Below are 20,354 nucleotides of genomic sequence, written 5' to 3'. Positions count from 1 at the left end.
CCGCCATGAATTTAGAGCACCTAAACGAGCTTAAAAAGCTACTTTCTTCACCAAAGAAAATAGCGATTATACCACATAAGAATCCCGATGGAGATGCTATTGGATCAACATTGGCACTTTGGCATTATTTGGTTAATACCGGTCATACTGCTAGTATTGTTGCACCGAACGACTATCCGAAGTTTTTAAAATGGATGCCAGGCTCAGACCAAATCTTGAATTTTGAAAAAGAAAATTCTCAGTCCAAATCATGCATTAATAATGCTGATATCATATTTACATTAGATTTTAACCACCTAGGTCGTGTTGGTCAAATGAGCGAGATATTAGAATCTGCAAAGGCTACTTTTGTAATGGTAGACCATCACCAAGAGCCATCAGATTACGCTAAAATCATGTACTCAGATGTAAAAATGAGCTCTACCTGCGAGATGGTGTATGTACTTATCAATCAATTAGGTGATGAAAACAGTATTACCCCAGAAATGGCGAATTGTATTTATACCGGTATTATGACCGACACTGGTTCTTTTAAATTTGCCGCTACAACAAGTAATACACATAGAGTTATTGCCGACCTAATGGACAAAGGTGCAGAAGGCACAGAAATTCATCATCGTATTTACGACACCAATTCTCCAAGCAGATTGCATTTATTAGGTTGCGCGCTAAAGAACATGGTCATTTTAGAGGATTACTCCACCGCATACATCACATTAAGCCAAGACGAATTAGACACCTATAATTATCAAAAAGGCGATACAGAAGGATTTGTAAATTATGGCTTAACCTTAGACGGAATTAAATTTGCAGTTATATTCATAGAAAACAAAGAAGAAGGTATTTTTAAAATATCATTTAGGTCTGTTGGGAAATTTTCTGTTAATGATTTTGCAAGGAAGCATTTTCATGGTGGCGGACACACAAATGCTGCTGGCGGAAAAAGTGATGACAATAAAGAAGAGACAATTGCATACTTCACTTCATTATTACCTTTGTACAAGAATCAATTACAATCATGAGATTAGTTTTATTTTTATTTCTAGCGGTATTCATAACAAGCTGTGACGGACCTGAGCCAAGAAAACCTATTCAAACAAAAAGTGGTAGTTTTTTTAAAGCGTCTATTGAAAGGAGCCGTAAACTTCTAGAAGCAGAAGAAAATAAAATTCAGGCAATTATAGAATTAGATTCTTTAAAACATTACGCACACAGTAATTCTGGTTCGTGGTACCATTATTTAACGGTTAACGAGGATAGTGATTATACGCCTAAAACAGATGATTTAGTAGTATTCAATTACGATATTTTAACCTTAGATAATGATACTATCTATTCTAAAGAAGATATTGGCGTTGTTACTTATAAAGTGGACAAGCAAGAAATTTTCCTTGGGCTTCGCGATGCTATCAAGATGCTGAAAGTAAATGAACGTGCCACTTTTCTTTTTCCTTCATCAATAGCCTTTGGCTATCATGGAGACGAAAATAAGATTGGAAGCAATGTTCCTCTTAAATCCACCATTACAATTTTACAAATAGAAAAACAAGAAGAGAATACAGTAAATTAAAATGACCATTATGATTAAAAAAATGTACTTGCTTGCAGTTATCGGTTTACTAATAACCAGCTGTAAAACTAGCAAAAGAGCCGATTTAGGAGACGGTTTATTCGCCGATATAAAAACATCTAAAGGCGACATTATAGTTCGTTTAGAGCAAGATAAGACTCCGGTTACTGTGGCTAACTTTATTTCTTTGGCAGAAGGAACAAATACTTTTGTTAGTGAAGAATACAAAGGAAAAAAATATTACGACGGATTAACATTCCACAGAATTATGAAAGATTTCATGATTCAAGGTGGAGATCCTTTGGGACAGGGAACTGGAAACCCTGGTTATAAATTCATGGATGAGTTTAATGATTCTTTGGTACATGATAAAAAAGGTATTCTTTCTATGGCCAATTCTGGACCAACCACTAATGGTAGTCAGTTCTTTATTACTCATAAAGAAACACCTTGGTTAAATAATAAGCACACTGTTTTTGGTGAAGTAGTCGAAGGTATGGATGTGGTAGATTCTATAGCAAATGTTGCTGTAGGCGCAGGTAACAAACCTGTGGAACCAGTAATTATGAATACTGTTGAGATTATCAGAAACGGTAAAGAGGCTCGTAAATTTGATGCTGTTCAGATTATGACAGATTATTTTGACGGCGAAGAAGATAGACTTGCTGCCATTGAAAAAGAGAAAGCTGAAAAATTGGCTGAAGTTCAAAAAATAAAAGCTGAATTTGCCTCTTCTATTGAAGCTCAAAAAGCAAAAGCTACTACTTTACCTTCTGGACTTAAAGTACTAACTTTAGAAAACGGAGACGGTGAAAAACCTAAGGTTGGTCAAAAAGTCAATGTTATGTATGCAGGCTATTTAATGGACGGTACTTTATTTGACAGTAACTATGAAGAAGTTGCTCAAAAATACGGTATGTTCGATATTAAAAGACAACAAGGTGGTGGCTACATGCCAGTACCAATGGATTACACTCCGGAATCTCGTTTAATAGCAGGTTTTAGAGAAGGACTTTTAACAATGAAAGTTGGCGATAAAGTTCGTTTATTCATACCTTCTCATTTAGGTTATGGTCCACAAGGTGGAGGTCCAATTCCTCCAGATGCAGATTTAGTTTTCGATTTAGAAATTACAGGTCTTACTCAATAAAATAACTATGTAAAACTATAATCGTTAACCTTAAAAAAACAATGTTATGTTTAAAAAATATGAGGTAACGATTATAGTTTTTCTTTTATCTATTATCTTACTTTCTTGTGGTTCTTCAAATACAGAAAGTACGAGTCCGGTAATAGTAACAGAAACTTCGGTTGAAGAAACTCCTACTACCCCAACAGTTCCCACAGACCCTAATACAGAAGACACCGTTGTATCCCTACACGGGCAATTGCATATTGAGGGCACTAAAATTCTAGACCAAAATAATAATGAAGTTCAATTAAGAGGAATGTCCTTTTTTTGGAGCCAATGGATCGGTGAATTTTATACACCCCAAACGGTTCGTTGGTTAAAAGAAGATTGGCAATGTACTATCGTACGTGCAGCTATGGCTGTTGAAGATTCTGAAGGTTACATCACCAATCCTGAAACGGAAAAGAATAAAGTATTTACCGTTATTGATGCTGCAATCGCAGAGGGCATATATGTTATTGTAGATTGGCATAGTCATCATGCAGAAGATTACGAAGAACAAGCTACAACGTTTTTCTCTGAAGTAGCACAGAAGTACGGAGATCGACCAAACATTATTTATGAAATCTATAACGAGCCTTTAGATGTTTCATGGGATAATGTGCTAAAACCATATCATGAAGCTGTGCTAGCGGAAATAAGAAAATATGATCCAGATAATATAGTTGTTTGTGGAACCAGAAACTGGTCTCAAAATGTAGATGATGTTATTGGCAACGAAATTGATGATGAAAATGTAGCCTATACGCTGCACTATTACGCTACTACACATAAACAAGAATTACGTGATACCGCACAAGAAGCTTTAGATAATAACATTGCCCTATTTGTCACTGAATTCGGTACTACAGATGCCTCTGGCGATGGTTTTATTGATATTCAAGAAGCCAACACGTGGTGGGAATTTTTAGATGAGAACAAAATATCTTGGTGTAACTGGTCTATAGCGGATAAAGATGAAAGTTCTGCAGCACTTTTACCAAACTCTAGCACAACAGGCAACTGGAATGCTAGCGACCTAACCCAAAGCGGAACCATGGTTCGAGAAGAGCTTAAAAGTAAAAATCCCCAGTTTTAATACTGAGGATTCTAAATTTAAATGAGCTTTTTATCTTAATTGGTATTCTTTAAAATCTCTAAAAGTAAATTCCAAAATTTTTGAACCGATGAAATACTTACACGTTCATCTGGTGAATGTGCCCCTAAGATTGTAGGTCCAAAACTTACCATATCAATATCCGGATAGTTCTGTCCTAATATACCGCACTCCAAACCTGCATGACAGGCAACTACTCTTGGTTCTTCCTTAAATAAGTCTGTGTAGGTATTCTTAACAATAGTAAGTATCTCAGAATTAGGGTTAGGGTTCCACCCAGGGTAAGCACCACTAAACTCTACATCAAATCCACTTAATTCAAACGCAGAACGCAAAGAATTCGCCAAATCTAATTTAGCGGTATCTACAGATGACCTGGTTAAACAACCCACAGAAATTTTTCCATTTTCCACTTCAACCTTAGCTACATTATTAGAAGTCTCCACTAAATCATCAATTGCACCGCTCATAGCGTAAACACCATTATGAGCTGCATAAACTGCTTTAATAAATTTCTCTTGGGCACCAAGTCCCATAACTTTTTTTGCCGGCTTAACATCGGTCAACTCAATTATTAAATTAGGCTCTTGAACACTTAATTCTGCTTTTATCTGTTCAGAAAGCTTATTGACTTTCTTCATGAATTTATCGGCATGCTTTCTACCAACATTCAATTTACATACACTTTCTCTAGGTATAGCGTTACGTAAGCTACCCCCATTCAAGGAACTAATACGCACATTATAGTCCAGACCTAAGAAAAGTAAGCGATTCATGATTTTATTGGCATTACCCCTTCCTCTATGAATATCCATACCACTGTGCCCGCCAGTTAATCCTTTTACGGTAATCTCAATTCCTGCATCACCATGGCTTCCATCTTTTTCATTGTACTTTCTAGTAGCTGTTACATCTATACCGCCGGCACAACCTATATCTATTTCATCATCCTCTTCTGTATCTAAATTTAAAAGTATCTCCCCTTTTAAAACACCAGCTTTTAATTCAAAAGCTCCTGTCATACCAGTTTCTTCATCTATGGTAAACAAAGCTTCAAGCGCAGGGTGAGAAATAGAATCACTTTCTAAAAGTGCCATTATAGCGGCTACTCCCATACCATTATCCGCACCTAATGTGGTGCCTTTGGCTTTTACCCAATCTTCATCAACGAACATTTCTATTCCTTGAGTATCAAAATTAAAAACAGTATCTGCATTTTTTTGATGAACCATATCTAAATGACTCTGAAGTGTTATCATTTTTTTACTTTCCATGCCTTTTGTAGCAGGCTTTCTTATGATAACATTACCTATTTCATCAGAAAAAGTTTCTAACCCAAGTTTATTTCCAAACTCTAGCATAAAACTAATTACCCTTTCTTCTTTTTTAGAAGGTCTAGGTACCGCATTAAGTTTAGAGAAATTTGACCAAACCGGTGTTGGCTCTAATGTATTAATATCCATTCTATTCTTTTCAAGGTTAGTGTCTACAAAAATACTGATAGAAAAAGGATTTCGCTATTTTTGAGATAATGAAGATATCTTTTAAAAACGCCATTGCTATATCCTTAATTCCCCAAATTATAATTGTGAAATGGTTGGGCACGCGTACCGATTTAGTTGAACAATATTACAGTACAGGAATATACCCTGTTATATCAAAGTTTTTTAGATTCCTTTTTGGCTGGGTACCTTTCTCTATTGGCGATATTATTTACTTCATATTAATTTCCCTTGCCTTTGGTTATTTAATAATAAAACGGAAAAATATCTGGCAGCACAAACTTCAATTCTTACAAAACATAGTGGTGATACTTTCTGTCGCCTATTTTACATTTCATTTAATGTGGGGAATGAATTATTACAGAGAGCCTTTATCTCTAAAATTGGCATTAGTACCAAATAAAGATTATCAAGACTTACTAGAATTCACGCAACGGTTGATTCAAAAAACAAACGAATCACAAGTAATCATTACAAAAGACTCTACATTACCCGTAAAAATACCATACTCTCAAAAGGAAATTTTTAATAAAACGATTCAAGGATACGACCATCTAAAAACTATTCACCCTTTCTTGGCTTACGAACGACCAAGTATAAAAAAATCATTATTCAGTACTGGATTAACATATATGGGTTACGCAGGATATTTAAATCCTTTTACCAATGAAGCTCAAGTAAATGACCTACTACCAAATTTTAGGTTTCCTTTTGTTGCAGGTCATGAAATAGGTCATCAATTAGGATACTCAGCAGAAAATGAAACAAACTTTATAGGCTACCTAGTTACTTCTAATAATAAAGACCCATATTTTAAATACGCGGCTTATGCATACGCATTAGGTTATTGTTTAAATGATATACGACGCGCAAATACAGAAGATTTTGATCAAATAATGCTAAAATTAAATTCTGGTGTAAAAAGTAACTTTCAGGAAATGGCAATTTTTTGGAATTCGTATGAGAATCCAATGGAGCCAGTTTTTAAATCTATGTTCGACACATTTCTTAAAGCCAATAACCAAACCGAGGGCATAAGAAGTTACAATGCCGTTGTTTTATTTTTAGTTGCTTACCATAAAGATCACCCTTTATAAAAGATTAGAACTTCGTGATCCAAATAAGATAATTCACACCTTCTTTTAAAATTTTAAGAAAAAAATGACTATTCTTAATTACTACATTAAGAACTGTTAAACAAAAGTGAAATAGACCTATTTTACTGTGGATTCCCAGTATTTTTAAAAGACTAATTCAAACCAAACATAATGAAAAAACTATTTTTTGCGCTATACCTACTTGGGTGTGGCACATTCTTAACTGCACAAGACTATTTCCCTGAAAACGCAGGAGTAAAAGTCAACAACAATAATTATACGGCATTTACTAATGCTAAAATCTTTGTAACCCCTACTCAAATTATTGAAAAGGGTACTTTATTAATTCAACACGGTAAAGTTGTTAGCGCATCTAACTCGGTAAACCTACCTAAAAATGCTGTTGTTATTGATTTGCAAGGTAAATCTATCTATCCATCTTTTATTGATGTGTACTCCAAATTTGGTGTAGAACAAGCTAAAAAGAAACCAGGTAGAGGCAGGTCTACCGAATATGAACCATCTAGAGAAGGTTATTATTGGAACGACCATATTATGCCTGAAACCAAGGCTATTGAAAAATTCACTTATGATGATAAAGAAGCAAAGGTTTTACGTGAAGCAGGTTTTGGCGTTGTAAATTCACACCTACAAGACGGTATTGCCAGAGGCACAGGAGTTTTAATTGCACTAAATGGAAACGGAACCAATGCAAACAGAATATTAGACGATCGTTCTGCCCAATACTTTTCACTGACCAGAAGTATTGCAAAAGGACAATCTTACCCAGGTTCATTAATGGGAACATTAGCACTATTAAGACAGATGTATAGTGATGCCGATTGGTATGGAAAAGGTAACGCCACCACTACAGATTTATCTTTAGAAGCTTTGAACGCAAACAAGGATTTAGTTCAAATATTTGAAGCTAAAGATAAATCTCATGATTTACGTGCAGATAAAATTGGTGATGCAAATGGTATTCAATACACAATCTTAGGTGGAGGAAATGAATTTGAACGTATAGAAGAAATAAAAGCTACGAATGCAAAATACATATTACCTCTTAACTTCCCAGATGCATATGATGTATCTAATCCTTATGCGGTTGGTTATGTATCCCTACAAGATATGCGCTACTGGAACCAAGCCCCTTCTAACCCAAAAGTATTGGCTGAAAATGGAATTCAGTTTTCCCTTACTACACATGATTTAAAATCTCCTGCCAAATTCAAGGAGAAATTAATGAAAGCCATTGAATACGGACTTCCATCTACTAAAGCATTAGAAGCATTGACCACGGTTCCTGCTCAAATCTTAGGGAAATCTAACGAAATTGGGTCTTTAAAATCTGGTTCAATTGCCAACTTCTTAATTACTTCTGGTGATGTTTTTGACAAAGAGACCACGCTTTATGAAAACTGGGTTCAAGGAGCAAAAAGTGTAGTTAATTCAATGGATGCGAAAGACATTAGAGGAGATTATAATTTAACCGTACAAGGCAAAACATATGATGTTTCTATTACAGGCGAAATTTCAAAACCAGCTATCGAAGTAAAACAAGATACTACAAAATTAAGCTCTAAAATTACTTACGATGCTAATTGGGTTACCATGTCTTTTGCGACGGATAAAGGTGAGAAAACCTATAGAATGATAGGTGCTGTAACCAAAACATCAGACAACTTAACTGGTCGTTTGGTATTGCCAGATGGTACAGAATCTCAATTTACTGCTACCAAGTCCAAATCATTCACTAAAAAAGAAGACGAAAAAGACAAATCCAATGAAGGCGTTAAAATAATGCCCGTTACTTTTCCTAATGTGGGTTATGGTTTTGCAGCTAAACCAAAAGCAGAAAATACATTATTTAAAAATGCTACGGTATGGACAAGTGAAGATGCAGGTGTTTTAGAAAATACCGATGTTCTTGTTAAAAACGGAAAGATTGTTAAAATAGGAAAAGACTTAAGTGCTGGTGGTGCAACAGTAATTGATGCTACAGGCAAACACTTAACAGCGGGTATTATTGACGAACATAGTCACATTGCAGCTTTAGCCGTAAACGAAGCTGGTCAAAATAGCTCTGCAGAAGTAAAAATGGAAGATGTTGTTGACCCAGAACACATGGGTATTTACAGGTCTCTTGCAGGTGGTGTTACATCTTTACAATTATTACATGGTTCTGCAAACCCAATAGGTGGTAGATCTGCCATATTAAAATTAAAATGGGGTGAGGAAGCAGACGGATTAATTTATGAAAACTCTCCAAAGTTTATAAAATTCGCCCTTGGCGAAAATGTAAAACAAAGTAACTGGGGCAGCTTCTCACGTTTTCCGCAAACACGTATGGGTGTTGAACAGATGTACATGAACTATTTCCAAAGAGCTAAGGAATATGACACTAAAAAGAAAATCGGTGAGCCTTACCGTTATGATGAAGAAATGGAAGTTTTGGCAGAAATCTTAAATGGAGAGCGCTTTATTTCTTGTCACTCTTATGTTCAGAGCGAAATCAATATGATGATGAAAGTTGCAGAACATTTCGGGTTCAGAATTAATACGTTCACTCATATTCTAGAAGGTTATAAAGTTGCCGATAAAATGGTAGAACATGGTGTGGGTGCTGGTACGTTTAGTGACTGGTGGGCATATAAATTTGAGGTTAATGATGCAATACCCTACAATGCTGCCATTATGCAAAAGCAAGGTGTTGTCACCGCAATTAATAGTGATGACCGTGAAATGATCAGAAGATTGAATCAAGAAGCTGCAAAAACCATAAAATATGGTGGCATGTCAGAATTAGAAGCTTGGAAAATGGTAACTATCAACCCCGCTAAACTATTACATTTAGATAATCGTGTAGGTAGTATTAAAGAAGGTAAAGATGCCGACTTGGTTTTATGGTCCGGTAGTCCATTATCTATATATTCAAAAGCTGAAAAAACAATGATTGAAGGTGTTACTTATTTTGATTTAGAAACAGATAAGAAAAACCGTGAGACCATAAAAAAAGAAAGAAACGAGTTGGTTACCATGATGCTTAAAGAAAAAAGCGGTGGCAAAAAAACTCAAGGACCAAAGCAAAGTGTAAAAAGAGATTTCACTTGCGAAAGCCTTTAATCTCATAATCAACGCTACATATCAAAATATATAAAACAATTAAAATGAAAAAATTAATAACCTTAGTTATAGCCATTGGTTTTATTATACCAAGCATAGGGCAACAAACACCAGGACCTAAGCAAACAGAGGCGATTACCATAGAAGGCGCAACTGCACATTTGGGTAACGGAGAAGTAATAGAAAGTTCCCTAATTATGTTCGAAGATGGGAAAATCACTTTCGTAGGTGATTCAAAAATGAGAATTGCCAGAAAAGGAAAGGTAATAGATGCAACAGGAAAGCATGTTTATCCAGGATTTATTGCTCCTGCTAAAACGTTAGGATTGGTAGAAATCGATGCTGTAAGAGCATCCAATGATGAAGATGAAATAGGTGATTTTATTCCACATGTAAGAAGTTTAATCGCTTATAATGCTGAATCTAAAGTTGTAGAAAGTATGCGACCTAATGGAGTGTTAATCGCTCAAATCGCCCCAACTGGTGGTCGTATTTCAGGTACATCAAGCATTGTACAGTTTGATGCTTGGAACTGGGAAGATGCAGCTATTAAAGTTGATGATGGAGTTCATTTAAATTGGCCAACTACTTTTAAGCAAGGTCGCTGGTGGGCTGGTGAAGACCCAGGATATCAACCAAATAAAGATTACAGCAAGCAAATTGAAGAAGTAACTTCATTCTTTAAAAATGCGTCAGCATACGGCAAATCTACTCCTAAAGAGGTAAACCCTGCATATGCAGCAATGCAAGGTGTATTTGATGGTAGTCAAAAATTATATGTACATGCAGATGATGAAAAACAAATTATCGATGCTATCAACACTTTAAAGTCTAATGGCGCCAAAGAAGTTGTATTAATTGGTGGTTACCATGCATATAAAATCCCAGAATTTTTAAAGAGTAACAACATTCCTGTTTTAGTACAGTATACACATAACTTACCTGTTTTTGATGATGATGATTATGACCTACCTTATAAGTTACCAAAATTATTGGTGGATGCTGGTTTATTAGTTGGTATACAAAATTCAGATGCAGAAAACTTTCAAACTAGAAATTTACCATTCTATGCTGGTCAAGCAGCACAGCAAGGTTTAGATAAAGAAACTGCAGTACAATTATTAACTGGTAACACTGCCAAAATATTAGGTATAGATGACCTTTATGGTACTTTAGAAAATGGAAAAAGTGCTACATTATTTATTTCTGAAGGTGATGCGCTTGAAATGTCAGGAAATCAATTAACACATGTATTCATTGACGGAAGGTTAGTTTCTTTAGAAACGCACCAAACAGAACTATGGAAACGTTATATGGGTAAATACGAAGGAAAATAAAAACAGGAATTTATATATAAAAAGAGGCTGTTCACAAATGTAGACAGCCTCTTTTTATTTTTTTAACTTATTTACTTTTTTGCTAATAAAAAACCAAGATATGCCATGGGCATATACGCTACAATTATGTCCAAAGCTGTGAACCACATTGGTCCGCCAAGCAATACAATATTAATAGTACCTCCTATTAAGAAAAATAAACCTATTATTAATGCCATGAGCATTTTTCTAGATGCCGCAATTTTAGCAGCTACAAAAGCACCTACCAAAGTTCCTAAGGCATGAGCTAGAAAAGGAAAAATAAAATTTTGGGGTTCAAATAAATGCATAGTAGCCTTTAACCCTTCCATTGTTGTTATATCTCCGCCTTCTGGTGGCGGAATAATGGAACCACTTACCATAATAATTAGCATATTTACAACACTACCTATAATTAGTCCGGCTACGACTGCCAAAATATTCTTTACTATCGGATTCATATAGAAAAATTTTATTGGTTATTATCTAGTCTTTATAAATGGTACACTTTCACCCACTTCATAAATATCCTCTCTAGGTTCTAAGCATATAAAACCATCAGCTTTTGTTAAACTGGTTAAATCGCCAGAGCCATTCTCATTAACTGGAACAGCCCAAATTATACCATCTTTTACTATTGTACTCACTTGAATAAATCTGGTTAAGGGTTGTGTAATTGTAAATGCTACGAACAGTTTAATATACGATTTATCTATTAAAATTCCCCAAGAGGTGTGTAGCCAAGGCAAAAAATACAAATGGTAATTAGCAAACGTCGAAACGGGATTTCCTGGAAAAGAGAAAATAACTGTTTTCAGTTTTGGGTGAATACCAAACCAAAATGGTTTACCCGGTCTTTGAGCAACTCTATGAAATACCTTTTCTACCCCTAAAGATTCCATGACTTCTGGAATAAAATCGAACTTACCTTTAGATACACCTCCGCTTAGCAAAAGCACATCGTTCTCTTTAAGTGCTATCTCCAATTCATGTTTAATAACATCCTTATCATCTAATAGATGTAGTGTACTAGCTTTAATTGAAGCATTGAACAAAGCCGCTTCGATAGTTAACATATTAGATTTACGTATTTGATGTGGCTGGGGCAAAGTATTAACTTCTACTAATTCGTTACCTGTAGCTATTGTACACACTTTTGGATTGCTCTTAACCTTTACCATTGCTTTCCCAACCGTAGCCATCACCCCTATTTCTGCTGGAGTAATTTTTGTACCCTTAGAAAGCAGCAATGCCCCCAAATTCTCATCGCTACCTTGGTAATGTATATTCTGACCTTTAGTAACTTCCTTATTTAATGTAGCTATTCCGTTTTCAATAGAAATATGCTCATACATAATCACAGTATCACAATTTTCAGGCACAACTGCACCGGTCATTACCTCCAGACAATGGCGCTTGCTGCTTAAAACTTGTTGCTCAACACCAGCAGGAGCCTCGCCTTCTATAAAAAAATTATGTTCTGTGTTAACTAAATCTGAAAATTGCACAGCTATACCATCTTTAGTGGCTCGATTAAAAGGCGGAAAGTCTCGATCGGCGTAAATATCTTCTGCCAATATTCTATTTAAGCTATCCATAAGTGAAACGACCTCTATACCTAAGTCTAGAGGATAATCTAATACTTTTTGAAATGCTTCTTTAAATGTTATCATAGATTTAAAGGTAAAACTATTATAAACTTTACTCTTGAAGATTTGTAGCAATATTAATTTGAAATTTTAAAACAATCCCAAACCATTAACCAATAATACTCGAATACCTACTACAAATACCAATAAAGCAGTAACCCTTTTAATCCCATTTGCCGATAGTTTTTTAAGACTGATGCGAATACCTAACTGTCCGCCAAGAAGAACCGCTATAACCAAGCAAATAGTCTCTCGCCACGGTAATGAAAATGAATCGCTTGTTATCAATCCAAATAAACCAGACACTGAATTTACTAAAATAAAAAAACTGGCAAGCGCCGCAATTCTTATGGCTTTATTCCATCGTAAGTGATTTAGAACGGGAGCTAAAAATATACCTCCACCGATGCCTACTAATCCTGATAAGAATCCGATTCCCGCCCCCAACACATAACTTAAATAGTTAGGGTAATCTTTCACTTCTTTTTTTGATTTATCAATTTCAACCGTCTGAACAGCCAAAAACAATGCGGAAAGAATAAGTGAGCATCCTAAAATTATAAAAAAAACGCTTTCTTTTAATCGGAATGTTGCGCCTATGTAGGCTAACGGAATACTCGCCAAAACAAAAGGAAGAAAATCTTTTAGTTTTGCATGACTATTTTTAAAATAGAGATACGTACTACCTGAAACTACCACCAAATTACAAACCAATGCAATAGACCGGATGGCAAAAAAACTAGTCAATACAAGTGTCAATAATGCCAAATAGCTAGAGCCACCACCAAAACCTACAGAAGAATACAAGGTGGCAATGATAAAAAAACCAATGCATAAAAACACCAATTGCTCAATAGGTATCAACATAATTTTTCATCTGGTTCATACCTCCGCTAACATTGACAAAGTCTTTACCTGGGAATAATTCTTGCATCTTGATAATTGCCTTTTTACTTCGTATACCAGATTGGCAAATAACATAAACCGTCGTTTCTAAATCAACCTCAGCCACTCTATTGGTTAGTTCACCTAAAGGAATATGTTTGGCTTCTTTTAAATGTTTTCTTTGAAATTCTTTTACTGTGCGCACATCAATTAGCTCAACAGCATGTTCCATCAGAATAGTATTAAATTCTTCAGCTTTTACTGATTTCAAAGGAAGCTCACAGTCAAACTCGTAGCTAGTTTCGAGTGTTTTAATTTCATTGTTACCTGGTTGCAACTTGAACTTCATTCGTTGTGTTCGTTGAGTAAGCGTATCAAACAGCAATAGAACACCCGATAGCACCTCTCCAATTTCTGCAATAATCTTTACTACTTCTAAAGCTTGTAGATTACCAATAATACCAGGCAAAATACCTAATACGCCATTTTCATTACAATTAGGCACTGCATCTGCTTGTGGCATTGTGGGGAACAAACAACGATATGTTGGTCCGCCTTGATAATTAAACACACTTACCTGACCTTCAAAAGCATGTAATGCCCCATATACAAATGGTTTATTCTCAATTACACAAGCATCATTAATTAAATATCTAGTTGGAAAATTATCTGTAGCATCAACAATTACATCATATTCTTTGATAATATCAAGAGCATTAGCGACCGTTAAATAGGTTTGATAAGTTTCTATTTGAGTATTAGAATTTTGACGCAACAATTGATCTTTAGCGGCTAATACCTTAGAAGTACCAACCACATCTTCCGTATACAATACCTGACGATGTAAATTAGATAAGGAAACCACGTCAGCATCTACGATACCTAAAGTACCCACACCCATAGCATTTAAATAGGTTAAAACAGGAACTCCTAATCCGCCTGCCCCAACTACCAATACTTTGGCATTACCAAGCTTTTGTTGACCCTGAGTTCCAAAACCTGCTAAAGTTGTTTGTCTTAGGTAACGTTCCTTGTTCATGGTGCAATTTTAAGTAGCGCTTCTTCATACTCTGCTCTAGAGTTAGCATTTAACAACACTTCTTTTTGTTGTGGAAACACCAAATTCACATCGGCATTAATCAAAAATTTTCTAGGGCAAGAACCATTGCCTGCTTCTAAATAAGCTATAGATTGCTTAAGCGCTTCTGGTTCCCAAATTGCGCAAAGTGGCTCAGGTAATGGGTTAGTTGCATCTGCAAATGCGCTAGCTATCTTCTCCGTATTTCTAGCAGCGATTAATTCTTGCAGTGCCTTTTTATCCATTAACGGTAAATCGCACGCTAACACTAACCAAGCCGCTTCCGGATGTGCAATATGCGCGGATAATAAGCCATTGTATGGACCTCTAAAATCATCCTTATCAATTATGGTATTAAAAGTATTTGGAATTTCTTTCTCTTGATCTTTTCGAATACTTAGAAATGTTTGCTCGCAAACTTCGTTCAACAAATAATATAAATGTTCACGTTGTGGTAAATCATGATAAGTTATTAACCCCTTATCCTCCCCCATTCTTGTACTTTTTCCTCCAGAAAGCACTAATCCGTATAACTTAGCGTTGGAAATCATTTTTCCCTCCTGTTTTTTGTTCTAATTGAATTGCTCCTATCACGATATCTTGAGAAAGAGCTTTGCACATATCATAAATTGTTAATGCTGCTATTGAAACTCCAGTTAAAGCTTCCATCTCCACACCAGTTTTCTCATTACATTTTACAGTACATATAATTTGAAAAGAATCTATACTTGGTTCAATTTCTACATTAATTTTAGACAAGTTTATTTGGTGACATAAAGGAATTAATTCTGAAGTTTTCTTTACCCCTTGTATACCGGCAATAACAGCGGTTTGTACTATACTTCCCTTTTTACCAACAAAATCTTGATCAGACAACGATTTAAATACTTCTGATGGAAATTTAATAGTTCCACTAGCAATGGCAGTGCGAACTGAAGCTACCTTTTTAGAAACATCTACCATGGTAGCATTACCCGATTCATCTATATGTGATAATTTTTTCTGCATTACCCTCCTATTGAAGTCATTGAATTACTGAATACGTCTTTATATTTTTCTTGAGCTTCAAAACCTGTTTTAGCCCTACTACCTACAGCCTTTAAAATTTGTTCTTTGATATTTTCAGTTACATCATCACCTCTCATTATATCTCTTAAATTCATACTTACTTTAGCATATAAGCAAGTGATAACATCCCCTGTAGCCGAAATTCGTAACCGGTTACAGCTTCCGCAAAAAGTTCTGCTAAAAGATGGAATTACCCCAAAAGTCCCTTTAAAACCGGGAATTTTATAATTTAATGATGTGGATGTCTTTGGGGATTCTAATTTATAATACTCAGGATGTGTATTTCTAATATGTTCAAGAATTGTCTTAAAATCCCATTTTATAGTTTGGAATTTTTTAGACCCGCCGTTAAAAGGCATTTCTTCAAGAAAACGCACAGATACATCATAATGCTTTGTAAGCTCTAACATCGGAATTATATCTTCTGTGTTCTGACCTTCTAATGCTATGAAATTAATACGAACATTAAAGCCTTCTGTAATTAAACGAATGATATTATTATACACCACATCATATTCATTACGTCGTGTAATACGTTCAAAAGTCTCACGATTAATAGCATCCATACTTACGTTGATATTCTTAATACCCAACTCCTTCAATTCATTAATATGCGGACCTATAAGCGTTGCATTCGTAGTAACCGATATATCATTTAGCCCATCTAGTTTTGATAAACTACGCAACAGCACCATAAGATCTTTACGAACAAAAGGTTCTCCACCCGTAATTCTTATTTTGTCTATGCCCTGAGCAACTACAATTTCACTTAACCTTACCAACTCATCGATGGTAAACAACTTGTCATTTTTCGCAAAATTTATTCCCTCCTCAGGCATACAATAATTACAACGCAGATTACAACGATCTGTAACCGCCAACCGCAGGTAATTAATTGCTCTATTATGATTATCTACTAACATTTTTTTTCTTCAAATTCAATTTCAAAAATCGCTACTCATTTTTATCCAATAAGAAAGCAGTATTTTATTTATGGATGTGCAGAAACCCAAACAGATTTATTTTTAAACTTCTCTTTCTTCCAAATTGGAACGGTTTCCTTCAAGGTATCAATTAAAAACCGACAGGCTTCAAAACAAGCATCCCGGTGTGCAGATGATGCCCCTACAATAACTACAGGTTCTTCAACACTTTTTTCCCCCACGGCATGTCTTATAACCACTTTATTTAAACCCCATTTTGCTAAAGCTGTATCAGCAATTTTACCCATTTCTTTCAGAGCCATAGCTTCGTATGTTTCAAATTCTAAGGCAACAACCTCTTCATTATTTGTAAACTCACGAACAGCACCAACGAAAACACAAATTCCGCCACTATTAGCATCGCTTAATTCAGCATACACCTTTGCGGTATCTATTACATCAACTATCTCTATTACTTTCTTCATTAGCCTCCGCTTACTGGTGGTATTATTGCTATTTCTTCATTACCGTTTAATAGTACACTATCATCAGCATACTCACTATTGACCGCTACCGCTAATGAATTTAATTTTGAAAATTCAGGATAACTTTCAATAAGTCGCTTCTTTAATGAAGCAACGCTAGTAGGTTTTAACTCATTAGAAAAACTGATTTCTGAACTACCTACGATATCTTTTGTAATGCCAAAAAAAAGTACATTCATAATCATCTAAAATTAGATTAATTCCAAGTTACTTATAAAAAACAAGGTGCCATAAAAATGGCACCTATTTTAAAATAATTATATGATTTTGAAAATACTTCTACTCTACAATTACTGCATTCTCAGGCTTAGAATAAAAATCCATTGGCATCGCTTCTTTAGACAATCTAGCATTTTCAAAATTTACTGTTTTTACAGCTCCTTTTAAAACACCTTCTTCAACTTTATGCCATGTAATAGCTTTAGGTAACAATATATCATTGACCTTTACCCATTCTCCATAATTTATCCAATTAATTTTTGTTGAAGGCTCTCCACTGAAATATGTCATAGTATAACCTAACCATTTCATCTCATACGTTTTTGCATCATAATGAATATAATATTCATCTGTAGAAGAAGCACCTACTCCGCTGTTATAAGTGATTTTATAACCAGGATATGCAACACCGTCATATTCTAATGCACTAACTTCTTCATATTTAATACCGTCATCTGATAATACAAATGGCATAGCATAGAAGTAAAACATTAAGTTGTGGTAGAACTTTGGCTTACCTTCATAATCACCTGTATTATCTAACAACCAAACATCACTACCATTATAACCTAGCGTATATGTTGGAGTAGAAATTTTATCAAATCTTTTACGAAGATCTATGGTTTGTACTTCGTTAAACTCGGTATTAGGCATTTCAAAATTTAAGGTTTGGTAGCCTTTCCAGGTGTTTAATCCTCCGTGGGCTTCAAATACCTTATTTAATTCCGCTGGATATTTATCTAAATTCACCTGTGCTACAACTTCCTCAGCAGCTTCAGTTATCATTTCTTTTTTAGGAGCATCTTTACATGAAAAAATAGCCAGAGCTAAAACTAAAAGGTAAAACTTGTTCATAATTTAAATTACTTATTTATTATTTTTTGAAACCGCTTAGTCGAGAAACTATATGAGACTTACTAATTTGACTTATTTTTGCACTACATGCAAGTAACGAAACATATAAGCAGTACACAAAACCCTCTAATAAAGAAGGTTTTACTATTAAAAGAAAAATCTAGAGAACGTAAAAAAACGGGTTTTTTTGTTCTGGAAGGTTTACGTGAATTGCAAATTGCTTTTAATAGTTTATATGAGATAGAAACAGTTTTCTACTGTGATGACATCATAGAAAATTCTGAAAGCAATACTATTTTAAAATCTTTCAACATAAACAAACTTATATCTGTTAGCTTAGATGTATATAAGAAGATAGCATACCGAGATACCACAGAGGGAGTTATAGCTATAGTAAAAGGTAAAGACCATCAACTTGCAAGTGTAAGTTTTGACACTAAAAATCCTTTAATTTTAATAGCCGAAGCACCAGAAAAACCTGGCAATATCGGAGCTTTATTACGAACTGCAGATGCTGCCAATTTAGATGCTGTTTTCATTGCCAACCCAAAAACGGATTTATATAACCCCAATATAATTCGCTCTAGTGTGGGCTGTATTTTTTCCAGAACCATTAAAATGGGAAGTACAACGGAAATTATTTCCTATTTAAAAAAAGAAGGGTTTAATATATTTTGCGCAGCACTTTCCGCTTCTAAAGATTATACTACTGTAGATTTTAAAGAGCCAACTGCAATAGTAGTAGGCACCGAGCATTCTGGCTTAAGTGATGAGTGGCTACAAAATGCTACCCAAAACATAATTATACCAATGGAAGGTGAAATAGATTCTATGAATGTTTCGGTATCTGCGGCAATACTTATCTTTGAAGCCAAACGCCAGCGTAAATTAAACAACTAATACATATACTTTTTTTATTGAAATTTCCGTTTGGAACAACACTATATGGATAAATCACTAGTTTTCTATTGCATTCTTTTTATTCTAATTGGGGAGTTCATACTTGCAACGGTAATGAACTACTTAAACGCAAAACGTTTTAAAGACCCAATACCAAAAGACCTTAGCGATGTTTACAATACAGAAGAATATGCAAAATCTCAAGATTACAAACTAACCAATTATAAGTTTGGCATTTTCACGTCGATCTTTTCATTGACACTAATACTTTTATTTTTATTTTTTGGCGGATTTGCTTGGGTAGATAACATAGCCCAGAGCCAAAGTGAAAACATTATTATTCAAGCACTAATTTTCTTTGGTATTATTATGATTGGAAGTGATATTCTAAACATTCCATTTTCATATTACCAGACTTTTATAATCGAGGAAAAATTCGGTTTTAATAAAACATCTAAAGCCACCTTTTTTGTAGACAAACTAAAGCAATGGGCAATGACGGTTGTTGTTGGCGGGTGCATTTTATCCATGGTTATTTGGTTTTTTCAATGGGCAGGAACAAACTTTTGGCTTTACACTTGGGCACTTGTTGCAGTCTTTACTTTATTCATGAATTTATTCTATAGCAAGTTGATTGTACCGTTATTCAACAAGCAAGAACCTTTAGAAGCAGGTAGCCTAAAAGAAAAGATTGAAAATTATGCAGCTCAAGTAGGTTTTGATCTTCAAAACATTTTTGTCATTAATGGATCTAAACGCTCTACAAAAGCCAATGCCTATTTTTCAGGATTTGGAAAAGAAAAAAGAGTGACATTGTATGACACTTTGATTAATGATTTAGAAGAAGAAGAAATTGTTGCAGTTTTAGCCCATGAAATAGGTCACTATAAGAAAAAGCACATTATTTTTAATTTGGCTACTTCAATTCTGTTAACCGGTCTAATGCTATTAATTCTATCCTTATTTATTAATAACCCAGAAGTTTCATTGGCTATCGGTGTAAATAGACCTAGTTTTCATGCGGCATTAATAGGCTTTGGTATACTATATAGTCCTATTTCAGAAATTACCGGACTATTAATGAACCATTTTTCTAGAAAATTTGAATACCAAGCAGATGATTATGCAAAGCATACTTATGCAGCATTACCATTGGTAACATCTTTGAAGAAGCTATCAAAAAACAGTCTTAGCAACTTAACTCCACATCCGGCATATGTTTTCATGCATTATTCCCATCCACCGTTAATAGACCGCATACGTAATTTAAAGGCATAATTTTTGTTGCTCATCA

General features: G+C 34.8%; 20 protein-coding genes. 9 read left to right on the top strand and 11 right to left on the bottom strand.

The features are described from left to right. The first annotated feature begins 5 nt into the window (after positions 1–5). The 4 genes from P178_RS0111890 to P178_RS21945 are packed head-to-tail and all read left to right on the top strand — an operon-like array spanning position 6 to position 3,840. Positions 6–1,022, top strand: a complete 1,017-nt coding sequence (locus tag P178_RS0111890; protein WP_027066421.1) for a DHH family phosphoesterase — start codon at positions 6–8, stop codon at positions 1,020–1,022. Next, positions 1,019–1,570: a gliding motility-associated peptidyl-prolyl isomerase GldI gene (gldI, locus tag P178_RS0111885; RefSeq protein ID WP_027066420.1), complete on the top strand. Its 552-nt coding sequence runs from the start codon at positions 1,019–1,021 to the stop codon at positions 1,568–1,570. The genes P178_RS0111890 and gldI overlap by 4 nt, the downstream gene beginning before the upstream one ends. A gap of 13 nt (positions 1,571–1,583) precedes the next feature. Next, positions 1,584–2,720 carry a peptidylprolyl isomerase gene (locus P178_RS0111880; RefSeq protein WP_410477211.1) on the top strand — a complete coding sequence of 379 codons (1,137 nt, stop codon included), beginning with the start codon at positions 1,584–1,586 and terminating at the stop codon, positions 2,718–2,720. 46 nt (positions 2,721–2,766) lie between these two features. Continuing rightward, the gene (locus P178_RS21945) at positions 2,767–3,840 is read left to right on the top strand and encodes a glycoside hydrolase family 5 protein (RefSeq protein WP_051638282.1); all 1,074 of its coding nucleotides are present in this window, start codon (positions 2,767–2,769) and stop codon (positions 3,838–3,840) included. Positions 3,841–3,875: 35 nt separating this feature from the next. On the opposite strand, the gene P178_RS0111870 is transcribed toward P178_RS21945, so the two are convergent. Continuing rightward, positions 3,876–5,321: an aminoacyl-histidine dipeptidase gene (locus P178_RS0111870; protein WP_027066418.1), complete on the bottom strand. Its 1,446-nt coding sequence runs from the start codon at positions 5,319–5,321 to the stop codon at positions 3,876–3,878. Positions 5,322–5,389: 68 nt separating this feature from the next. Here P178_RS0111870 and P178_RS0111865 point away from each other — a divergent pair, with 68 nt between their 5' ends. From P178_RS0111865 to P178_RS0111855, 3 genes are all read left to right on the top strand, one after another. Next, on the top strand, positions 5,390–6,457 hold the full coding sequence (locus P178_RS0111865; protein WP_027066417.1) for a DUF3810 domain-containing protein: 1,068 nt from the start codon (positions 5,390–5,392) through the stop codon (positions 6,455–6,457). A gap of 171 nt (positions 6,458–6,628) precedes the next feature. After that, positions 6,629–9,583 (top strand): amidohydrolase family protein, encoded by a 2,955-nt coding sequence (locus P178_RS0111860; protein ID WP_027066416.1) that lies wholly within the window; start codon positions 6,629–6,631, stop codon positions 9,581–9,583. Positions 9,584–9,627: 44 nt separating this feature from the next. Continuing rightward, positions 9,628–10,920, top strand: coding sequence for an amidohydrolase family protein (locus P178_RS0111855; RefSeq protein ID WP_027066415.1), 1,293 nt, complete (start codon positions 9,628–9,630; stop codon positions 10,918–10,920). Positions 10,921–10,991: 71 nt separating this feature from the next. Here the strand turns inward: P178_RS0111855 and P178_RS0111850 are convergent, their stop codons facing one another. From P178_RS0111850 to P178_RS0111805, 10 genes are all read right to left on the bottom strand, one after another. Continuing rightward, a complete protein-coding gene (locus P178_RS0111850) occupies positions 10,992–11,399 on the bottom strand; it encodes a hypothetical protein (RefSeq protein WP_027066414.1) in 408 nt (135 codons plus the stop codon). A gap of 21 nt (positions 11,400–11,420) precedes the next feature. Next, positions 11,421–12,611 carry a molybdopterin molybdotransferase MoeA gene (locus P178_RS0111845; RefSeq protein WP_027066413.1) on the bottom strand — a complete coding sequence of 397 codons (1,191 nt, stop codon included), beginning with the start codon at positions 12,609–12,611 and terminating at the stop codon, positions 11,421–11,423. A gap of 66 nt (positions 12,612–12,677) precedes the next feature. Further along, positions 12,678–13,454, bottom strand: a complete 777-nt coding sequence (locus P178_RS0111840) for a sulfite exporter TauE/SafE family protein (protein WP_027066412.1) — start codon at positions 13,452–13,454, stop codon at positions 12,678–12,680. After that, positions 13,438–14,511, bottom strand: coding sequence for a HesA/MoeB/ThiF family protein (locus tag P178_RS0111835; protein WP_027066411.1), 1,074 nt, complete (start codon positions 14,509–14,511; stop codon positions 13,438–13,440). The genes P178_RS0111840 and P178_RS0111835 overlap by 17 nt, the downstream gene beginning before the upstream one ends. Further along, positions 14,508–15,101 carry an NTP transferase domain-containing protein gene (locus P178_RS0111830; RefSeq protein WP_027066410.1) on the bottom strand — a complete coding sequence of 198 codons (594 nt, stop codon included), beginning with the start codon at positions 15,099–15,101 and terminating at the stop codon, positions 14,508–14,510. Before P178_RS0111830 ends, P178_RS0111835 begins: the two co-directional genes overlap by 4 nt. Further along, the gene (gene moaC / locus P178_RS0111825) at positions 15,085–15,558 is read right to left on the bottom strand and encodes a cyclic pyranopterin monophosphate synthase MoaC (protein ID WP_027066409.1); all 474 of its coding nucleotides are present in this window, start codon (positions 15,556–15,558) and stop codon (positions 15,085–15,087) included. The genes P178_RS0111830 and moaC overlap by 17 nt, the downstream gene beginning before the upstream one ends. Further along, positions 15,558–16,541, bottom strand: a complete 984-nt coding sequence (moaA, locus tag P178_RS0111820; RefSeq protein WP_081819440.1) for a GTP 3',8-cyclase MoaA — start codon at positions 16,539–16,541, stop codon at positions 15,558–15,560. Before moaA ends, moaC begins: the two co-directional genes overlap by 1 nt. Positions 16,542–16,609: 68 nt before the next feature. Next, positions 16,610–17,026 carry a molybdenum cofactor biosynthesis protein MoaE gene (locus tag P178_RS0111815; protein WP_027066407.1) on the bottom strand — a complete coding sequence of 139 codons (417 nt, stop codon included), beginning with the start codon at positions 17,024–17,026 and terminating at the stop codon, positions 16,610–16,612. Continuing rightward, positions 17,026–17,265, bottom strand: coding sequence for a MoaD/ThiS family protein (locus tag P178_RS0111810; RefSeq protein ID WP_027066406.1), 240 nt, complete (start codon positions 17,263–17,265; stop codon positions 17,026–17,028). Before P178_RS0111810 ends, P178_RS0111815 begins: the two co-directional genes overlap by 1 nt. Before the next feature lie 100 nt (positions 17,266–17,365). Next, positions 17,366–18,160: a DUF6503 family protein gene (locus tag P178_RS0111805; protein ID WP_027066405.1), complete on the bottom strand. Its 795-nt coding sequence runs from the start codon at positions 18,158–18,160 to the stop codon at positions 17,366–17,368. Positions 18,161–18,247: 87 nt separating this feature from the next. Here P178_RS0111805 and P178_RS0111800 point away from each other — a divergent pair, with 87 nt between their 5' ends. Together P178_RS0111800 and P178_RS0111795 are read left to right on the top strand one after the other, a co-directional pair. Beyond that, on the top strand, positions 18,248–19,060 hold the full coding sequence (locus P178_RS0111800; protein ID WP_027066404.1) for a TrmH family RNA methyltransferase: 813 nt from the start codon (positions 18,248–18,250) through the stop codon (positions 19,058–19,060). Positions 19,061–19,105: 45 nt separating this feature from the next. Further along, complete coding sequence (locus P178_RS0111795) at positions 19,106–20,338, top strand: M48 family metallopeptidase (protein WP_027066403.1); 1,233 nt, start codon at positions 19,106–19,108, stop codon at positions 20,336–20,338. The last annotated feature ends 16 nt before the right edge of the window (positions 20,339–20,354 follow it).

Source organism: Maribacter sp. Hel_I_7, from assembly GCF_000688315.1.
Taxonomy (GTDB): Bacteria; Bacteroidota; Bacteroidia; order Flavobacteriales; family Flavobacteriaceae; genus Maribacter; species Maribacter stanieri.
This window is presented reverse-complemented; position numbering and strand designations above follow the sequence as displayed.

Coding starts and splice junctions, on each gene's coding strand:
- P178_RS0111890 (WP_027066421.1), top strand. CDS start 6: ATGAATTTAGAGCACCTAAACGAGCTTAAAAAGCTACTTTCTTCACCA.
- gldI (WP_027066420.1), top strand. CDS start 1,019: ATGAGATTAGTTTTATTTTTATTTCTAGCGGTATTCATAACAAGCTGT.
- P178_RS21945 (WP_051638282.1), top strand. CDS start 2,767: ATGTTTAAAAAATATGAGGTAACGATTATAGTTTTTCTTTTATCTATT.
- P178_RS0111870 (WP_027066418.1), bottom strand. CDS start 5,321: ATGGATATTAATACATTAGAGCCAACACCGGTTTGGTCAAATTTCTCT.
- P178_RS0111865 (WP_027066417.1), top strand. CDS start 5,390: ATGAAGATATCTTTTAAAAACGCCATTGCTATATCCTTAATTCCCCAA.
- P178_RS0111860 (WP_027066416.1), top strand. CDS start 6,629: ATGAAAAAACTATTTTTTGCGCTATACCTACTTGGGTGTGGCACATTC.
- P178_RS0111855 (WP_027066415.1), top strand. CDS start 9,628: ATGAAAAAATTAATAACCTTAGTTATAGCCATTGGTTTTATTATACCA.
- P178_RS0111850 (WP_027066414.1), bottom strand. CDS start 11,399: ATGAATCCGATAGTAAAGAATATTTTGGCAGTCGTAGCCGGACTAATT.
- P178_RS0111845 (WP_027066413.1), bottom strand. CDS start 12,611: ATGATAACATTTAAAGAAGCATTTCAAAAAGTATTAGATTATCCTCTA.
- P178_RS0111840 (WP_027066412.1), bottom strand. CDS start 13,454: ATGTTGATACCTATTGAGCAATTGGTGTTTTTATGCATTGGTTTTTTT.
- P178_RS0111835 (WP_027066411.1), bottom strand. CDS start 14,511: ATGAACAAGGAACGTTACCTAAGACAAACAACTTTAGCAGGTTTTGGA.
- P178_RS0111830 (WP_027066410.1), bottom strand. CDS start 15,101: ATGATTTCCAACGCTAAGTTATACGGATTAGTGCTTTCTGGAGGAAAA.
- moaC (WP_027066409.1), bottom strand. CDS start 15,558: ATGCAGAAAAAATTATCACATATAGATGAATCGGGTAATGCTACCATG.
- moaA (WP_081819440.1), bottom strand. CDS start 16,541: ATGTTAGTAGATAATCATAATAGAGCAATTAATTACCTGCGGTTGGCG.
- P178_RS0111815 (WP_027066407.1), bottom strand. CDS start 17,026: ATGAAGAAAGTAATAGAGATAGTTGATGTAATAGATACCGCAAAGGTG.
- P178_RS0111810 (WP_027066406.1), bottom strand. CDS start 17,265: ATGAATGTACTTTTTTTTGGCATTACAAAAGATATCGTAGGTAGTTCA.
- P178_RS0111805 (WP_027066405.1), bottom strand. CDS start 18,160: ATGAACAAGTTTTACCTTTTAGTTTTAGCTCTGGCTATTTTTTCATGT.
- P178_RS0111800 (WP_027066404.1), top strand. CDS start 18,248: ATGCAAGTAACGAAACATATAAGCAGTACACAAAACCCTCTAATAAAG.
- P178_RS0111795 (WP_027066403.1), top strand. CDS start 19,106: ATGGATAAATCACTAGTTTTCTATTGCATTCTTTTTATTCTAATTGGG.